The sequence below is a fragment of the Mycobacterium sp. E3251 genome (genome assembly GCF_001666835.1).
In the GTDB taxonomy this organism is placed as follows: domain Bacteria; phylum Actinomycetota; class Actinomycetes; order Mycobacteriales; family Mycobacteriaceae; genus Mycobacterium.
Window position 1 is genome coordinate 50,978 of the sequence record NZ_LZJF01000014.1, and the last position, 14,092, is coordinate 65,069.

Annotated in this window: 18 protein-coding genes; 5 read left to right on the forward strand and 13 right to left on the reverse strand. The window is 66.6% G+C overall.

The window, feature by feature from the left end:
- Positions 1-2 precede the first annotated feature (2 nt).
- From A5697_RS01940 to A5697_RS01950, 3 genes are read right to left on the reverse strand one after another with little or no spacing between them, the layout of a single operon-like run.
- Positions 3-908, reverse strand: coding sequence for a haloalkane dehalogenase (locus A5697_RS01940; RefSeq protein WP_067943355.1), 906 nt, complete (start codon positions 906-908; stop codon positions 3-5).
- Between the two features lies 1 nt (position 909).
- Positions 910-1,395: an NUDIX domain-containing protein gene (locus A5697_RS01945; RefSeq protein WP_067943353.1), complete on the reverse strand. Its 486-nt coding sequence runs from the start codon at positions 1,393-1,395 to the stop codon at positions 910-912.
- Positions 1,396-1,399: 4 nt separating this feature from the next.
- Positions 1,400-2,755, reverse strand: coding sequence for a wax ester/triacylglycerol synthase family O-acyltransferase (locus tag A5697_RS01950; RefSeq protein ID WP_067943352.1), 1,356 nt, complete (start codon positions 2,753-2,755; stop codon positions 1,400-1,402).
- A 93-nt stretch (positions 2,756-2,848) separates the two neighbouring features.
- Between A5697_RS01950 and A5697_RS01955 the strand changes: the two genes are divergently transcribed.
- Positions 2,849-3,346, forward strand: a complete 498-nt coding sequence (locus A5697_RS01955; RefSeq protein WP_068007584.1) for an adenosine-specific kinase — start codon at positions 2,849-2,851, stop codon at positions 3,344-3,346.
- Between the two features lies 1 nt (position 3,347).
- On the opposite strand, the gene A5697_RS01960 is transcribed toward A5697_RS01955, so the two are convergent.
- Together A5697_RS01960 and A5697_RS01965 are read right to left on the reverse strand one after the other, a co-directional pair.
- The gene (locus A5697_RS01960) at positions 3,348-3,734 is read right to left on the reverse strand and encodes a DUF1330 domain-containing protein (RefSeq protein WP_067943350.1); all 387 of its coding nucleotides are present in this window, start codon (positions 3,732-3,734) and stop codon (positions 3,348-3,350) included.
- Positions 3,735-3,742: 8 nt separating this feature from the next.
- Positions 3,743-4,600 (reverse strand): SDR family NAD(P)-dependent oxidoreductase, encoded by an 858-nt coding sequence (locus A5697_RS01965; protein ID WP_068007501.1) that lies wholly within the window; start codon positions 4,598-4,600, stop codon positions 3,743-3,745.
- A gap of 105 nt (positions 4,601-4,705) precedes the next feature.
- Here A5697_RS01965 and A5697_RS01970 point away from each other — a divergent pair, with 105 nt between their 5' ends.
- The 3 genes from A5697_RS01970 to A5697_RS01980 are packed head-to-tail and all read left to right on the forward strand — an operon-like array spanning position 4,706 to position 7,163.
- On the forward strand, positions 4,706-5,785 hold the full coding sequence (locus tag A5697_RS01970; RefSeq protein WP_067943423.1) for a dihydrodipicolinate reductase: 1,080 nt from the start codon (positions 4,706-4,708) through the stop codon (positions 5,783-5,785).
- Complete coding sequence (locus A5697_RS01975; protein WP_067943346.1) at positions 5,782-6,555, forward strand: SDR family NAD(P)-dependent oxidoreductase; 774 nt, start codon at positions 5,782-5,784, stop codon at positions 6,553-6,555. The genes A5697_RS01970 and A5697_RS01975 overlap by 4 nt, the downstream gene beginning before the upstream one ends.
- Positions 6,552-7,163 (forward strand): TetR/AcrR family transcriptional regulator, encoded by a 612-nt coding sequence (locus tag A5697_RS01980; protein WP_067943344.1) that lies wholly within the window; start codon positions 6,552-6,554, stop codon positions 7,161-7,163. Before A5697_RS01975 ends, A5697_RS01980 begins: the two co-directional genes overlap by 4 nt.
- Here A5697_RS01980 and A5697_RS01985 read toward each other — a convergent pair whose 3' ends face one another.
- On the reverse strand, positions 7,164-8,162 hold the full coding sequence (locus A5697_RS01985) for a D-2-hydroxyacid dehydrogenase family protein (RefSeq protein ID WP_067943342.1): 999 nt from the start codon (positions 8,160-8,162) through the stop codon (positions 7,164-7,166).
- A gap of 30 nt (positions 8,163-8,192) precedes the next feature.
- On the opposite strand from A5697_RS01985, the gene A5697_RS27540 reads away from it, so the two are divergent.
- Positions 8,193-8,369 (forward strand): hypothetical protein, encoded by a 177-nt coding sequence (locus tag A5697_RS27540; RefSeq protein WP_197500887.1) that lies wholly within the window; start codon positions 8,193-8,195, stop codon positions 8,367-8,369.
- Between the two features lie 10 nt (positions 8,370-8,379).
- Here the strand turns inward: A5697_RS27540 and A5697_RS27545 are convergent, their stop codons facing one another.
- The 7 genes from A5697_RS27545 to A5697_RS02015 all read right to left on the reverse strand — a co-directional run bounded on the left by A5697_RS27545 (position 8,380) and on the right by A5697_RS02015 (position 13,898).
- Positions 8,380-8,655 (reverse strand): hypothetical protein, encoded by a 276-nt coding sequence (locus A5697_RS27545; protein ID WP_156673058.1) that lies wholly within the window; start codon positions 8,653-8,655, stop codon positions 8,380-8,382.
- Between the two features lie 49 nt (positions 8,656-8,704).
- Positions 8,705-9,676 (reverse strand): LLM class flavin-dependent oxidoreductase, encoded by a 972-nt coding sequence (locus A5697_RS01990; protein ID WP_068007504.1) that lies wholly within the window; start codon positions 9,674-9,676, stop codon positions 8,705-8,707.
- A 1-nt stretch (position 9,677) separates the two neighbouring features.
- Positions 9,678-10,157: a VOC family protein gene (locus tag A5697_RS01995; RefSeq protein ID WP_067943338.1), complete on the reverse strand. Its 480-nt coding sequence runs from the start codon at positions 10,155-10,157 to the stop codon at positions 9,678-9,680.
- A 15-nt stretch (positions 10,158-10,172) separates the two neighbouring features.
- Positions 10,173-10,922, reverse strand: a complete 750-nt coding sequence (locus A5697_RS02000; protein WP_067943336.1) for an SDR family NAD(P)-dependent oxidoreductase — start codon at positions 10,920-10,922, stop codon at positions 10,173-10,175.
- Positions 10,919-12,160 (reverse strand): MBL fold metallo-hydrolase, encoded by a 1,242-nt coding sequence (locus A5697_RS02005; protein ID WP_068007507.1) that lies wholly within the window; start codon positions 12,158-12,160, stop codon positions 10,919-10,921. The genes A5697_RS02000 and A5697_RS02005 overlap by 4 nt, the downstream gene beginning before the upstream one ends.
- A gap of 18 nt (positions 12,161-12,178) precedes the next feature.
- Positions 12,179-13,441: a sulfotransferase gene (locus tag A5697_RS02010; RefSeq protein WP_068007509.1), complete on the reverse strand. Its 1,263-nt coding sequence runs from the start codon at positions 13,439-13,441 to the stop codon at positions 12,179-12,181.
- A gap of 70 nt (positions 13,442-13,511) precedes the next feature.
- A complete protein-coding gene (locus tag A5697_RS02015; protein WP_067943329.1) occupies positions 13,512-13,898 on the reverse strand; it encodes a DUF2237 family protein in 387 nt (128 codons plus the stop codon).
- Positions 13,899-14,092 lie beyond the last annotated feature (194 nt).

The following is a 14,092-nucleotide window of genomic DNA, read 5'->3' on the forward strand; positions in this document are numbered from 1 at the left end:
TTTCAGCGACGGAGGAACTCGACGATGTGGCCCGCTAGTTCCTCACCCGCATCCTCTTGCAGGAAGTGTCCGGCGCCGCGGATCAGGGGATGATCGATCCCCTGCGCGCCGCGCATCTCGCGCTGGAAGATCGCGCCCATCGGACCGGTGATCGGGTCGCTGTCGCTGAAGGCGACCAGCATGGGGGTCGGGCTCGCGGCGAGTGTGGCCCATGCCGCTTTGTTGGCCGCCGCCGCGGGATCGTCCGGCGAGGTCGGCACCAAGCCCGGCATGGCGCGCGGACCCGCACAGTACTCGTCGCCCGGAAACGGCGCGTCATAGCTTGCGCGTACGTCGTCGCTCATCGGTTGGCGGCATCCGCCCTGCACGAACGCGCCGACGTGTAGCTCCGGCGCGGTGGTGATCGCTTCGCGAAATCGCCACCAGACGTCGGGCATCGGCTGCTCCCCGGTCGGCAGACCGGTGTTGGCCACGACCAGCTGGGCGAATCGGTCGGGGTGTTCGGCGGCGAGGCGCAAACCGATCAGCCCGCCCCAGTCCTGGCCGACGAGGGTCACGTTTCGAAGATCGAGGACATCGAAGGCCACCGCGCGCATCCATTCGACGTGGCGCGCGTAGCTGTGATCCTCGCGGCGGGTGGGTTTGTCCGAACGACCGAACCCGACCAGATCGGGGCAGATAACCCGGTGTCCGGCGCCGACAAGTACCGGAATCATCTTGCGGTACAGGAAAGACCACGACGGTTCGCCGTGCAGCATGAGGATCGGGTCGGCTCGCTCGGGACCGTCTTGCACCCAGGCGACCCGCAGCGTCCCGCCTTCGCCGTCCGATATTTCGCAATACCTGGGCGCATACGGAAAGTCGGGTACCCGGTCGAACGACTCGTCGGGTGTGCGTAACGTCTGCATGTCAGGTCCCTTCGTGTAACCCCGCCAAATCGGGATGCGCCATCAACCGGTCCAGAAATCCAAGTTGCCCCTTCAGCAGCTTGACGCGGGCCTGCGCCACCGAAAACCAGCCCACCCGATCGACTTCCGGGAACTCGCGCAACTTGCCCGAACCCTTCGGCCATTCCAATTCGAAGGTGTTGCTGCGCGCGTCGGTCACGTCCAGGTCGCCGCAAACGGCGAAGGCGGTGACTACCTTGCCGCCGGACTGTTTGAGTTGGCCGAGGTCCAGCCGTTCCCCGCCCGGCGCCGAAAGCCCGAGTTCTTCGGAGAACTCGCGTCGCGCGGCGGTCCACGGATCGTCGCTCTCGGCGTACTCCCCTTTGGGAATCGACCACGCCCCGTCGTCTTTTCGCGCCCAGAACGGGCCTCCCGGATGGGCGATCAGGACTTCGACGACGCCGTCGCGGGTCCGGTACAACAGCACGCCCGCACTGAGCTTCGGCATTCCCTCAGGACCCGACCGAGCGTTCCAGGTCCTTGAGCGATGACTCGAGGTGCGCGAGCAGCCGCTGCAGGTGCGGCACGCTGCGCCGGCATCCCACCAGACCGAAGTCCAGGTTTCCGGCGTTGTTGGCCAGCGTGATGTTCAACGCCTGTCCGTCGAGCGCGATCGATAGCGGATAGTTTCCGTCGAGGCGAGCGCCCCCGTAGTAGATCGGCTGGGTGGGCCCCGGCACGTTCGAAATGATGATGTTGAACGGCGGCGACGTCGACGCCACCCAACCGGGGACCGCCGCCAAAGCGAGCGCTGACGTATTGGCGGCGGACAGCGCCAGCGCTTGGAAGCGAGGCAACTGCGAGAACACCTTCTTGTTGCTGCGCATCGAATCGCTGATGGTCTGCAATCGCTGTGCGGGATCGTCGGTATCGGTGGCGAGGTTGCACAGGATGGCGCCGACGAGGTTGCCCCCGGCGTCGGCCTCCTCCTCGGTGCGCAGGCTCACGGGGACCATCGCGATCAGCGGGGTGTCCGGCAACGCGTTCTGCTCGAGCAGGTAGTAGCGCAGGGCGCCCGAGCACATCGCCAGCACGACATCGTTGACGGTCACGCCGGCGGCCTTCTTGACGCTCTTGATGCGGTCCAACGACCATGACTGTGCCGCGCAGCGGCGCGCGCCGCCTATCTTGACGTTCAGCATGGTGCGCGGGGCCCCGAACGGCAGCGTCAGCTGCTGTTCGAACAGCGCCGCCCGGGCCAGCGAGAGCGTCGACGGGGCAAGCGCCGCAAGGGATCCCGCCGCATGCAGCGCCGAAGTCAGGGGACTCACCGGGTTCCGCTTGCGCTTGCTCTTGGGCAGGCTCCACGGCGCGCGGATCTCGGTATCGTCGGGGTCGGTCGACAATGCGCGCTGCATCAGCTTCTGCGCGGAGACGCCGTCGATCAGTGCGTGGTGGATCTTCGTGTAGACGGCGAACCGGCCGTCCTTGAGTCCCTCGATGATGTGTGTTTCCCACAGCGGGCGATGACGATCGAGCAGGCTGCTGTGCCACCGCGAGGTCAGCTCGAGCAGTTCACGGATCCGCCCGGGCGAGGGCACCGCCGAGCGCCGGACGTGGTAGTCGATGTCGACATCTTTGTCGTAGGACCAGCCCAGGTTCGCGATTCCGCCGACGAACGTCGCCGGATGCTTGCGGAACGTGGGCTGGAAATCATCCTGCGCCACCAAGCGGTCGTAGAGGTCACGGACGAAGCCGCGGCCGGCGCCCTCCGGCAGCTCGAACAACTGCAGACCGCCGACGTGCATGGGATGTTCCCGCGACTCGCCCAGCAGAAATATCGCGTCGGTGGGCATCATCAGTTCCATCCATCAATTAGACCTCGACTAGCGCCCGGGCGAAGGCCCTCTTCGAACATCGCGGTCTTTCGGCCGGCGGTGGACTGGTGGCAGCATGGGTTCGTGGCGACGCGATCGTTGAACTGGGATGTGGTGGCCGTTGACAAGCCAGCGGATGTCAACGTGATCATCGGCCAGGCGCATTTCATCAAAACGGTCGAAGACCTGCACGAGACCCTGGCCGGAGTGAGCCCGTCGCTGCGGTTCGGAGTGGCCTTCTGCGAGGCGTCCGGGCCGCGGTTGGTTCGCCGCAGCGGCAACGACGCGGACCTGGTCGAACTGGCAACTCACGCCGCGCTGGCCATCGCGGCCGGACACAGCTTCGTGATCTTCTTGCGTGAGGGCTTTCCGGTCAATGTCCTCAACCCGGTGAAAGCGGTGCCCGAAGTCTGCGGGATCTACTGCGCCACAGCCAATTCAGTGGAAGTCATTGTGGCGGTGTCCCCGCACGGTCGCGGCATCGTGGGCGTCATCGACGGACAGACTCCCCTCGGAGTGGAAGGCGACAGCGACGCGGCCGAACGCCACGACTTGCTGCGCGCCATCGGTTACAAGCTCTGAGTCAGTCGGCCGCGAGTGACCACGCTGACGTCGCGATGAGGTCACCGCGGTCCAAACCGGCGGCGCGATGTTCATGCACCGCCGCGTACTCGGCGGTGGTCACCATGTCGATGAACGCCTGCGGCGTCGGATACTCAACGAGGAGAATAGCGTCCCACCAAGGCCTTTCGCCATCGCCGATGACGAAGGCCGGCGCGGTTCCCGCGTAGCGGACGGTGGCACCCACCCGCTGCAGGTGCGGTGCGACCTCCTGCCCGTAGCGCTGGTAGGACTCCAGACCACCCGGCGTCTTGAACTTCAACAGGTTGACCATCACCACCGGTGCGTCGGCCGGCCGGGCGGCCAGAGCCGCGAACTGCTCGCGGGTGGGCTCCAAGGAACTGCTCATGGCAACGATTAGAGCAGATCGGTGATGGTCTTCAGGCCCGCTTCGTACAGCACGCCGGGCAGCATGCCCCCGTCGTGCTCGATGGTGGTGCCGTTGACGAAGTCGGCCTCGCCGCCGGCCAGGAACACGCAGACCCTGCCCACCTCCGCGGGGTCGCCGGCACGCCGCAGCGGGACGGCGGCGAAATACTTTGCGCCGGTCGGGTCGTCCTTGGGCAGCACGAACGACCGGAAGTTCTCGGTCATCGTCGGTCCCAGCGCGATGCAATTGACCCGCACCTTGGGCCCCCACTCCTCGGCCAGCGAGCGGGTGAGATGGTTGAGCCCGCTCTTGGCCGCGCCGTAGGAAACCAGCGTCGGCGATCCCGCCGGATGCCCCGCGCCGCTGGAGATGTTGATGATGCAGCCGACGCCCTCTTGGGTGCGCATCTGCCGGTAGGCGCGGATGGCGAACCAGAGCGGGCTGATCAGGTTCATCTGCACCGCGTACGCGTGGAACAGCGCCGTTCGCTCATACTCGTCGTCGCTGGCCGGCGCCCCCTGAATGCGTTGCACCAACTCGGGAATGCTGTCGACGTGCGGCGCCGGAACGGTCCCGCCGGCGTTGTTCACCAGAATGTCGATCCGGCCGTGCTCGGCGACGACGTCGGTGACGAAGGAGTCGATCGCGCGGTAGTCCCCTTGATCACAAACCTTCTGGAAGGCCCGGGCGGCCCAGTCGGTTTCGCAACCGGGGATGGCGTCCAGCGGTGAACGCGAACAGCCGATGACGGTGGCGCCGGCACGGAGCAATTCGTGGGCGATGCCGACGCCCACTCCGCGGCTCGTCCCGGTGACGATCGCGACCTTGCCGTCGAGGATGCTCATGACAGGCCTTCCCACTCCAGATCGATGTTGACAGTCACTGTCAACCGGTCATACTGTGCCAGTCCGGTCGTGGGCGTGTAAAGCATGCAATTCGGAGGTCAGCAGATGAGTAGTCCGTCCAAGCTTCGTGTCATTCAATGGGCGACCGGAGGCGTCGGCAAGGCGGCCATCGCGTGCGTCCTGAACCATCCGCGGCTGGAGCTGGCGGGCTGCTGGGTGCACAGCGCCGACAAGAACGGGGTCGACGTAGGGCGAATCCTCGGAATTCAGGACCTCGGTGTCACGGCCACTTCCAGCATCGACGAGATCCTGGCGCTGGACGCCGACTGCGTCATGTACAGCCCGCTGATTCCCAACGACGAAGAGGTGATCGCGATCCTGCGATCCGGCAAGAACGTCGTCACCCCGGTCGGCTGGGTGTACCCCGACCCGGGTAACCCCAGGCACCAGGCCGTCGCAGACGCGGCGGTGGAAGGTGGCGTAACTCTGCACGGTTCCGGGATCCACCCCGGCGGCATCACCGAACGATTCCCGCTCATGCTGTCGTCGCTCTCGTCGGCGGTCACCCACATCCGGGCCGAGGAATTCTCCGACATCCGCACCTACAACGCCCCGGACGTCGTGCGCCACATCATGGGCTTCGGCGGCACCCCCGAGGAAGCAATGCAAGGGCCCATGGCCGGCCTGCTCGAGGCCGGCTTCAAGCAGTCGGTGCGAATGATCGCAGACCACATGGGGTTTCGTATCGAACCGAACATCAGGACCATTCAGGACGTCGCCGTCGCGACCGCCGACATCGACTATGCGCCGTTTCCGATCACCACCGGAACCGTGGCCGCGCGCCGGTTCCGTTGGCAGGCCCTGGTCGACGGCGAGCCGGTCATCACCGCGGCGGTCAACTGGCTGATGGGTGAGGAGAACTTGGAGCCGGCCTGGAATTTCGGCGGCAAGGGTGAACGCTTCGAGGTCGAGATCACCGGTGACCCCACCGTGAGCCTCACCTTCAAGGGTCTGCAGCCCGAGACGATCGCCGAAGGGCTGGTGAAGAATCCGGGCGTGGTGGCCACGGCCAATCACTGCGTCAACGCCATTCCCGACGTCTGCGCCGCCGAACCCGGCATCAAGACTTACCTCGACCTGCCCATGTTCGCGGGCCGCCCGGCGCCCGCGCTCGCCTCCTCATGACCTACAGCCATCCCTTCTCGCTGCGCGACCACGTCGCGATCGTCACCGGCGCCGCCCAGGGCGTGGGCAGGGGCACCGCGGCCGCGCTGCTGGAACGCGGGGCGGCGGTGCTGCTGGTCGACATCCAAGACGAGTTGCTGGGCAAGACAACCGACGAGCTGTCATCGTTGGGACGCGTCGAGAAGCTGACCGCCGACTTGCGCGACCCGGACAGCGCCCGAAGGATTGTGACGGCCGCGGTCGACGCCTTCGGCACGGTGCACGGGCTGGTCAACAATGCGATCGCCACCAACGAACCGAAGGCGTTCGTGGATATCACCACCGAGGACTTCGCACTCGGTCACGACGTCGGCCCGCGGGCGACGTTCCTGCTCATGCAGGCCGTTCATCCCGTTATGGTCGAGGCGGGCGGCGGGTCGATCGTCAATCTCGGATCCGGGACGGGCACCGGCGGCGAACCAAAATGGGGCGGATATGCCGCCGCCAAGGAGGCCATCCGGGGCCTGTCGAAGGTCGCCGCTCTGGAGTGGGGACGCGACAACATCCGGGTCAACGTCATCTGCCCGTTCGCCGAATCGGACGGGGTCAAATTCTGGAAGTCGTTCGCGCCCAAGGAGTACGAGAAAGCCGTGGGACGCGTGCCGATGAAGCGGATCGGGGATGTCCGAACCGACGTGGGCGCGCTGGTCGCCTTCCTGCTGGGCAGCGACGCGACATTCATCACCGGCCAGACCATTCACGTCGACGGCGGAATCGGCTGCTTCCGGTGACTTTGCCCAGAGGAGAGTCGCTGCGCGATCGGCAGCGCGCGCAGATCCGGGCCGACATCAGGCGCGCGGCGTTCCGGCTCTTCGTCGAGCGCGGTTACGACGCCGTGACGACGGAAGAAATCGCCGCCGCCGCAGGCGTTTCGCCGCGAACCTTCTTCCGGCACGTGCCGACGAAGGAAGAGCTGCTGCTCGCACCCGTTCGCCATGGCGGCGCGGCGATCGTCAACCTGCTCGAGCAGCGGCCCGCCAGTGAGCCCCCTGATGTCGCGCTGATCAACGCCATCATCACGCGGACCCGATCGTTCGAGCAGGCGGACACCGACGAGTGGCGAGAAGCGCTGCTGGTGGCCCCCGACCTGCTGCGTAAGGTGACCGTTCACACGCCCGCCGACAAGGAGCGGGCGGCCAAGCTGATAGCCGAACGCATGGGCGTGAACTCCGATGTCGACCTACGCCCCGGCTTGCTGGTCCAACTCGCCTTCGCCGCAGCCGATTTCGGCTTCCAGCAATGGGTACGCCAGTCCGGTCGCCCATGGCCGCTGGATCGCTACGTCACCGAAGCGCTCGAAGCGGTCAAGAGCCCGCACTGGAAACGGAGACGCCCCTGATCAACCCCGAAACGCCTCAGGGTTCGCGATCCGGATCGGGGCCGCGTCCAACCAGGCGGCCACCGCCTCCACGGTGTCGGAGTAAAAGGCACCGAGCATCTCACGAGTGACGTATCCCAGGTGTGGAGACAGCGTCACATTCGGCAGCAGCCTCAATCGGTGATCGGACGGCAGCGGTTCGACGTCATAGACGTCCAGCCCCGCACCGGCAATGCGCCCGGTTTCGAGGGCGGCGATCATCGCGGCCTCGTCGACGATCGGGCCCCGCGACGTGTTGATCAAGTATGCCTGCGGCTTCATCAGGGCCAGCTCGGCTTCACCCACCAGACCACGGGTGCGTTCCGACAGGACGACGTGGATGGAGACCACGTCGGACTCCTCGAACAGCGTCACCTTCTCGACCCGGCGCGCGCCGGCCGCCGCGGCGGCGTCGGCGGTGAGGTTCTGGCTCCACGCGATGACCTCCATGCCAAAGACTTTCGCGTATTCGGCCATCCGCTTGCCCACCCGGCCGAGGCCCAACAAGCCGAGCGTCTTGCCGGACAGCGTGAGACCCGTAGTGACCTGCCAGCCGCCGCCTCGCATCCGCCGGTGTTCCTCGGCCAGGTTGCGTACCGTGGCGATCAGCAATCCCCAGGCGAATTCGGGGGTGGCGTCGTGCACGGATCGGAATCGCGGATGGGCGAAGTCGGTATGGGCGACGAGGATGCCCCGCTCTGTCGCCGCACCCAGGTCCAGGTTGGGCAGGCTTCTTCCGACGATCGTGATCAGTCTCAGGTTCGGCAGCCGCGCGAGCAGCGTTCGTGGTAGCGCCATCCGTTCGCGCAGGGTGCAGATCACATCGAACGGCCGCAGCTCTTCCGCCGCCTCGTCCTCGGACAGGTGCCGGTCGAAAACTGTGATGCGGGACCGGTTTTGCACCGGTGACCAGTCCGCAAGCCGCAGGGCCGCGCCGGCGTAGTCGTCCAGGATCGCCACTTCGGGCGTGAGGTCACCCATCTCCTCATTGAAGCACCGACCCTTGGTCTGGTGATGCGTCGGCTCGCCCTGATTCTGGTCGCGGAGATGTGGACGATCAGCGCGCTCATCTCCGCCCTGCGCGACGGCGCCTCACCATTCCAAGCGGGTAGGCGCGCGTCAACGGCCGCCAGCGCCACGGTGCAGCGCCTCGGCGGGCGGCCGGACCTGAGCGGGCTCGGCGGGTGATCGCGACGGCTCAGCCGCCGCCGCCACCCGCGCCTCCGCCTCCCCCACCGGCACCCCCGGCGGCGCCGCCACCACCCGTGCCGGTGGTGCCGCTGCCACCGTAGGTTCCTCCAGGAGCGGGCGGTGGGGGCGGCGGTGGCACCTGGCTGGACGACGTGGGCACCGGCGCCGCGGGGGGATTGCTTGCCAATGCGCTTGCGCCGGCACCGTCGCCGAAGGCGACCGCCAAACCGAGTGCGGCGGTGCCACCGGCGAGCGCCAGCGTCTTCTTAGCTCCAAACTTCATGACCGGCCGCATACCCGATATCGGCTTGCACAATCACGGGTTCGGTGACTCAGCCGAGCGCGGGCAGGACCTTGTCGGTGAGCAACTGAACGGACTTCCACGCTTCGTCGACGGGCATGCCGCCGACCAGTGGGTGCATCACGAGCGGGCCGTAGTTGTCGGCGTCGCGCACCTCCGCGATCAGCTCGTCGGGAGTCAGGAAGCGATAGCGACCCGACGCCTTGACCTCGTCCAGCGTCTGCACGCCGGGCAAATGCATCAGCGACCGTTGATCGGTTGACCATCCCCCGTAAGTAACCGCCTCCCAGAGGATGTGGTCGCCGAGTTCCGCCCAGGCCCGGTCGGGGTCCTCGTGCAGGAAGATCATTCCGCGGTTAACGGGCCCCGGCATGAGAATGAGCGGCGTCATGCCGGCCTCGGCACAAAGCTCGCGGTAGTAGGCGGCGATGTCGGGCAGGTGGTCGGCCAGGCTGAGGGGCAACCTAAATCGCGCCGCGCGTCGCGCCGTGGCACGGGCGCCACCCCCGACGTACAGCGGCGGATGCGGACGGGTCCAGGTGCCGGTGCAGATTCCCTCGTCGGCGCCGGTGCCGGACCATACCGACAGCATCCGCTCGAGCAGGCCGTCCATCAGAGCGCCCCGCCGCGCGAAATCGGCTCCCATGGCGGCATATTCGGCTGTGCGGTAGCCGAGGCCGACAGTGGTGTGCAGCCGGCCTCGGCTCATGTTGTCGACGAGCGCGATGTCCTCGGCGAGCCGCACCGGATTCCACAACGGGCCGAGCGCACAGTCCACGCTGGCGATCAGCGTGGACGTCCGGGCTAAGAACATTGCCGCCGCCATGATGGGATTGCAGCTCCAGCCGTGTCCGGTCGCGTGGTGCTCGTCGACACTGATGGAGGTGATGCCGTGCGTCTCGCCCCACTGCGCCAGTTCGAGGGCGGCCGACAACAGCCGGCTCTGCGTGCGTGGTTCGCCGTGCGGGGAGGCGAAGTTGAAGCGCAGTACCGTCAGCAACACGTCATGCCTCGTCGGGGGCTGCCATCGACCGCAGGAACGCGGGAAAGTCGGGAAACAGCGCGCGGTCGACGATCTCGATGCGGGCGCCGAAAGCGTCCGTGTAGTAGGCGAATAGCCCGAGATCGGAACCGGGAACGTCCGCCGTCATCTCGAGCGTGAAGCCGTTAACCTCCAGCGCGCGCGCACTGTCGGCCAGGTCGTCGCTGAAATAGCCGAGGTGGTGAACCGCGTTGCCCGGCGCGGCCGTCCACGGACTCCCAGGTACCTCCTGTACGAGTTCGACGTGCGGACTCTGCAGGGAGTAGACGATCGTCGAGGTCAATTCGCGGACACCCGTCGGGGTGCGGAACGGTAGGGTATAGCTCATCGGGGTGATCCACCGGTAGCCGGCCAGAGCGCTGAGTCGGCCCATGGCCGCATCGAGGTCGGGCACGATGATGCCGGTATGGTAGAAGTCCTCGGGCCGCAACGCAATTGACATGGCTTTCCTCGTGTCTCAGACGCAGTCCGACGCGGCGTCGACGACGAAAACCGCGCCGCTGGTGTAGCTACTCTGCTCGGTACAAAGGAAGGCGATGGTCGGGGCGATCTCCCCGACGGTGCCGAACCGGCGCAGCGGGATATGCGCCAGCTCCGAGTCCACCAATTCGGCCGAGCCCTGCATGGGCGCGGTCATCGGAGTGTCGATCGCCCCCGGCGCCACAGCGTTCACCCGGATCCCCTTACCGGCCCATTTGACGGCGAGGTTCCTTGTGATGCAAACGATCCCCGCCTTCGCCGCGCCGTATCCGGGTACCAGAGGAACGGCCCGTAGCGCGGACATCGACGCCAGGTTCACCACGCTGGCGCCGCCCGCGGCCGTCGACGCCTTCAGGGCACGGTAGAGCCCGACCGTCAAGCGGTACGGCCCGGTGAGGTTTAGCGCCACCGACGCGTCGAACCCGTCGGGCTTGGATTCATCGAGGCCGCCAGGGAAATTGGCCCCCGCGTTGTTGATCAGTACGTCGAGCCGGTCGAACCTGTCCGCCAGTGCGTCCACCGAACGCGGGTCGCTGATCTGGAGCTGGTGATAATCCATGCCGGACAGGTCGACGTCGTAGTCGTCCGACGTCGGTTTGGTCCCGGTGACCGCGACGCGGGCGCCGGCGTCGCGGAACAACACCGCGGTGGCGTGTCCGATCCCGCTGGTGGCGCCCGTGATCAGAGCGGTGGTTCCGGTGAAGTCGAAGCTGACGCGCGCCGTCATGAGTTCCTCGCTATCTGGTTGCGTAGCCAGGCGGTTTCCCAGAAGTTCGTGCTGGCGGCCAGAAGTTCTTCATGGGCGTCCCGAAGCACGTCCCGAGCGCCGGCATGGTCCGACGGAAGGAGCTCGGCCAGGTGGATGGCCTGTAGCGGGCGGCCGTCGGCGAGGTGTGCGCGCGCCCGCCTGACCAATGCGTCGGCCCCGGCCAGCTCGACCACGTCCGGTGCGACGCTGTCGAACCCGACCGGATAGAGCTCGGTGGTCGACTCGTGGTGAAACCAGCCGGAGTAGTTCTCCCAGACGGCCCGCACGTCCCAGGCCACCTTTCCATAGCCTTGTCCCACTTCGTATTCCGCAGGCAAAGCGATCTCGCGCATCAGGGTCCGGACGTCCTTGCCTGCGTTCATCCCCTCGACGGTCTGATCGTGGACGTACCGGATCGCGTCGCGCAGCCGGGTCAGTTCGGCGTATATCAGCTCGGCCCCCGCTATCGGTTCGAAATGACCGGTCACCAGGAGGTCGGGCCGCAGGTCGCGCACCCGCTCCACGGACGCGATGGTTGTGAGCGCGTCGCGATACCGGTCGCCACGGATGGTGACCAGGTTGGGTATGTGCCCGAACAGCGGGCCGAAGACGTTCCCGCACAGGCAAATCCGCTCGTCCGGCAGCCACACCACCAGCGAATCGGTGGTTTCGCCCCCGGGCACGGAGATCAGCTCCATCCGCCGGCCGCCAACCTCCAGGGCCAAGGTGTCTTCGAAGTCGAGATCGACGACGGGAACGCTCTGGCCGGCGAGCCGGCTACTCCCCAGCCGCCGCTGGATGGCTTGGATGCCGGACGCCAGGGTGTCCTTGAATGCAAAGGCGCTACGGCTGGCGCGATACGGGATGAGGCGTTCGTTGTCGTCGCGCCACAGCGTCCAGTTGGCCTGCGCGATCACGGTGGTGTCGGGGTCGCGCACGCTGTCCAGACCACCGACGTGGTCGACGTGGCCCTGCGTGAAGACGATATAGCGCACCGGCGAGGGGTCGACGGCGTCGAAGTTCGCGCGATGCACGGGGCCCTCGAAACCCATGCCGGTGTTGATGATCACCCGGCCCTCACGCGTGGTGAGCAGGTAGGAATTCGACAGCCCCGGTGAGACCCACAGCCCGGGCGCGATCTCCTCGGCCCGTTCGGCGGCCGCGGGACGCATGGCGTCGGCGCCGGGCCTGCCGCGGTAGACCGGTTCGAAACTCATCGATGTGCCACCTTCCGGCTAGCTCTCGGCATGGACATCGAACCGGTCGAAGTAGAAGTCGAATCGTCCGCGCAGCTCGTCGGCCGTGACGCCGAAGTGCCGCCGCAGGTCATAGTGGATGCGGCCGTGTTTGCCGCGCGGATTGCCGTCCAGATACTGCTGGAAGCGCGCCCGCACCTTCGGTGGCAGTTCAACGCCGCCGCGTTGGTAAAGCTGTTCGAGCACCGGCATTTCGTTGCCGTTCAGCTGGTGGAAGCTGACATCGATGCTGCGTTCGGCCGGGACGAGATCGCGGTCGCGCACGCACGCGCCGAGCAACCGGTGTACCCGATCGCTCCAATAGTCCAGCAGCCAGTCTGGCTCGATGCTCGTGCGGCGCAGCCGATCGGAGTAGGCCATCATCGTGATCGCCGACTGGATCACCGCGACGGGATCGCGGTGGGTGAAAGTCACTGTCGCGTCGGGGAACGTCGCCATGAGCGGGCCGAGCTGCTCGCAGTGTTGCGGGCTTTTCAGAACCCAGGTCCGCGGGCCCCGAAGGAAGGTCAACGCCTGCAGCACTTTCCGCAAATATGCGTAGTGCCGGGTTTGGTCGAGGCCCAGGTAGTAGTCGCGCCAATCCGGCACCCGCGCGTGCCATTCCAGGACGTAGGCCGCCACATCGAGGTCGAGGAGTTCGACCTCTTCCTCGATCGCCTCGGGGAATCGGTCGTGCATGGCGGCGACCACCGGGGCGCTGGCCATCAGCGCGTCGTGCTCGGATTTAGCTCGCGCGTAACGCGGATCGACCCCGGAGATGCCGGGGCCCTGGCCGCGCGCGGGAATCGGTTCCTGGCTCTCCCAGTACGGCAAGGCCCGCCGGCGCGGGTCGGCGGCAATGAGATTCACCAGGTGGGTGGTCCCTGAACGCGGCATCCCGACGACGATGAACGGGCGCTCGATCGGGATTGCCTCGATCTCGGGATACCGCTTGAGAAGCTCGGTCAGGGACAGCCGGTTGCGCAGCAGCCGTACGACGCGTTGCCGCAACGACGCGCGCGTGAGCTGGCGCAGACCCTCGTCGGCTTCGATCGCGGCGACGTGGGCGGCGAGCCGATCACCGAAGCCGTCGACGTCGTCGAGGTCGTCGAGTCCTGCCTCCTCGGCCGCTTCCGCGAGCATCCGGTCGATGTCGAAGTCAACGACTCTGGCCTCGGTGAAGTCCAGGATCTGGCGTTGGACGTCGGTCAACTTGGGCGCGGTCAGGTCGTCGAAGTCGATCTCGTCAACGGCAGAGCCCACCGGATCCTCTTTTCGACGTGTCGTCGAAAAGAAATATGACACAGACGTCGGGCGTCGATCCGCTGTGGTCCTACAGGTTCGCCAAGTCGTCGGGCACGTCGACCTTGTGTTCCTGCAGCACCTCCAACGGCACCACCTCGAGGGTGCGTTCGTGCGTGGAGGCCAGCACCACGGGTGCCGCGCAGCCGTCCTGGTGCGCCCGAAGCCAGTTCAGCGCCGTGACGCACCAGCGGTCGCCGGGCAACAGGCCCGGGAACCGATATTCGGGCACGGGTGTCTGAAGGTCGTTGCCGATGGAACGCTGGTGCTCCAGGAATTCGGCGGTCATGACCGCACAGATCGTGTGGCGGCCGAGGTCCTCGGGGCCGGTGGAGCAGCAACCGTCACGGTAGTAACCGGTCACGGGTTCTGTGCCGCACGGTTCCAGCGGGCCGCCTAACACGTTTCGATCGGGCACGGCTTCAGTATCGCGCTCTCTGGGGTGAAGTTTGAAGTAACTTTGCCGTCTCCGCCGGGGCAAATTTGTCCGGCTCCTGTACGTGTGGGGGCGGCGTGCGTGCGGGCGCTAGTGACGAACCGATAACAATTCCCACGTCAACCTGGCGCGACGCGCTGAGCAAATCCCGGGGAAATCGCCGGGAAAATTTATCG

Excerpts from the sequence above, each read along its gene's own strand:
- A5697_RS02000 (WP_067943336.1), bottom strand. The coding sequence starts at position 10,922 with ATGACGGCGCGCGTCAGCTTCGACTTCACCGGAACCACCGCTCTGATC.
- A5697_RS01945 (WP_067943353.1), bottom strand. The coding sequence starts at position 1,395 with ATGCCGAAGCTCAGTGCGGGCGTGCTGTTGTACCGGACCCGCGACGGC.
- A5697_RS01985 (WP_067943342.1), bottom strand. The coding sequence starts at position 8,162 with ATGGGTGACCTCACGCCCGAAGTGGCGATCCTGGACGACTACGCCGGC.
- A5697_RS01940 (WP_067943355.1), bottom strand. The coding sequence starts at position 908 with ATGCAGACGTTACGCACACCCGACGAGTCGTTCGACCGGGTACCCGAC.
- A5697_RS01950 (WP_067943352.1), bottom strand. The coding sequence starts at position 2,755 with ATGGAACTGATGATGCCCACCGACGCGATATTTCTGCTGGGCGAGTCG.
- A5697_RS01995 (WP_067943338.1), bottom strand. The coding sequence starts at position 10,157 with ATGTCAATTGCGTTGCGGCCCGAGGACTTCTACCATACCGGCATCATC.
- A5697_RS01970 (WP_067943423.1), top strand. The coding sequence starts at position 4,706 with ATGAGTAGTCCGTCCAAGCTTCGTGTCATTCAATGGGCGACCGGAGGC.
- A5697_RS02005 (WP_068007507.1), bottom strand. The coding sequence starts at position 12,160 with ATGAGTTTCGAACCGGTCTACCGCGGCAGGCCCGGCGCCGACGCCATG.
- A5697_RS01975 (WP_067943346.1), top strand. The coding sequence starts at position 5,782 with ATGACCTACAGCCATCCCTTCTCGCTGCGCGACCACGTCGCGATCGTC.
- A5697_RS01960 (WP_067943350.1), bottom strand. The coding sequence starts at position 3,734 with ATGAGCAGTTCCTTGGAGCCCACCCGCGAGCAGTTCGCGGCTCTGGCC.
- A5697_RS01965 (WP_068007501.1), bottom strand. The coding sequence starts at position 4,600 with ATGAGCATCCTCGACGGCAAGGTCGCGATCGTCACCGGGACGAGCCGC.
- A5697_RS27545 (WP_156673058.1), bottom strand. The coding sequence starts at position 8,655 with ATGAAGTTTGGAGCTAAGAAGACGCTGGCGCTCGCCGGTGGCACCGCC.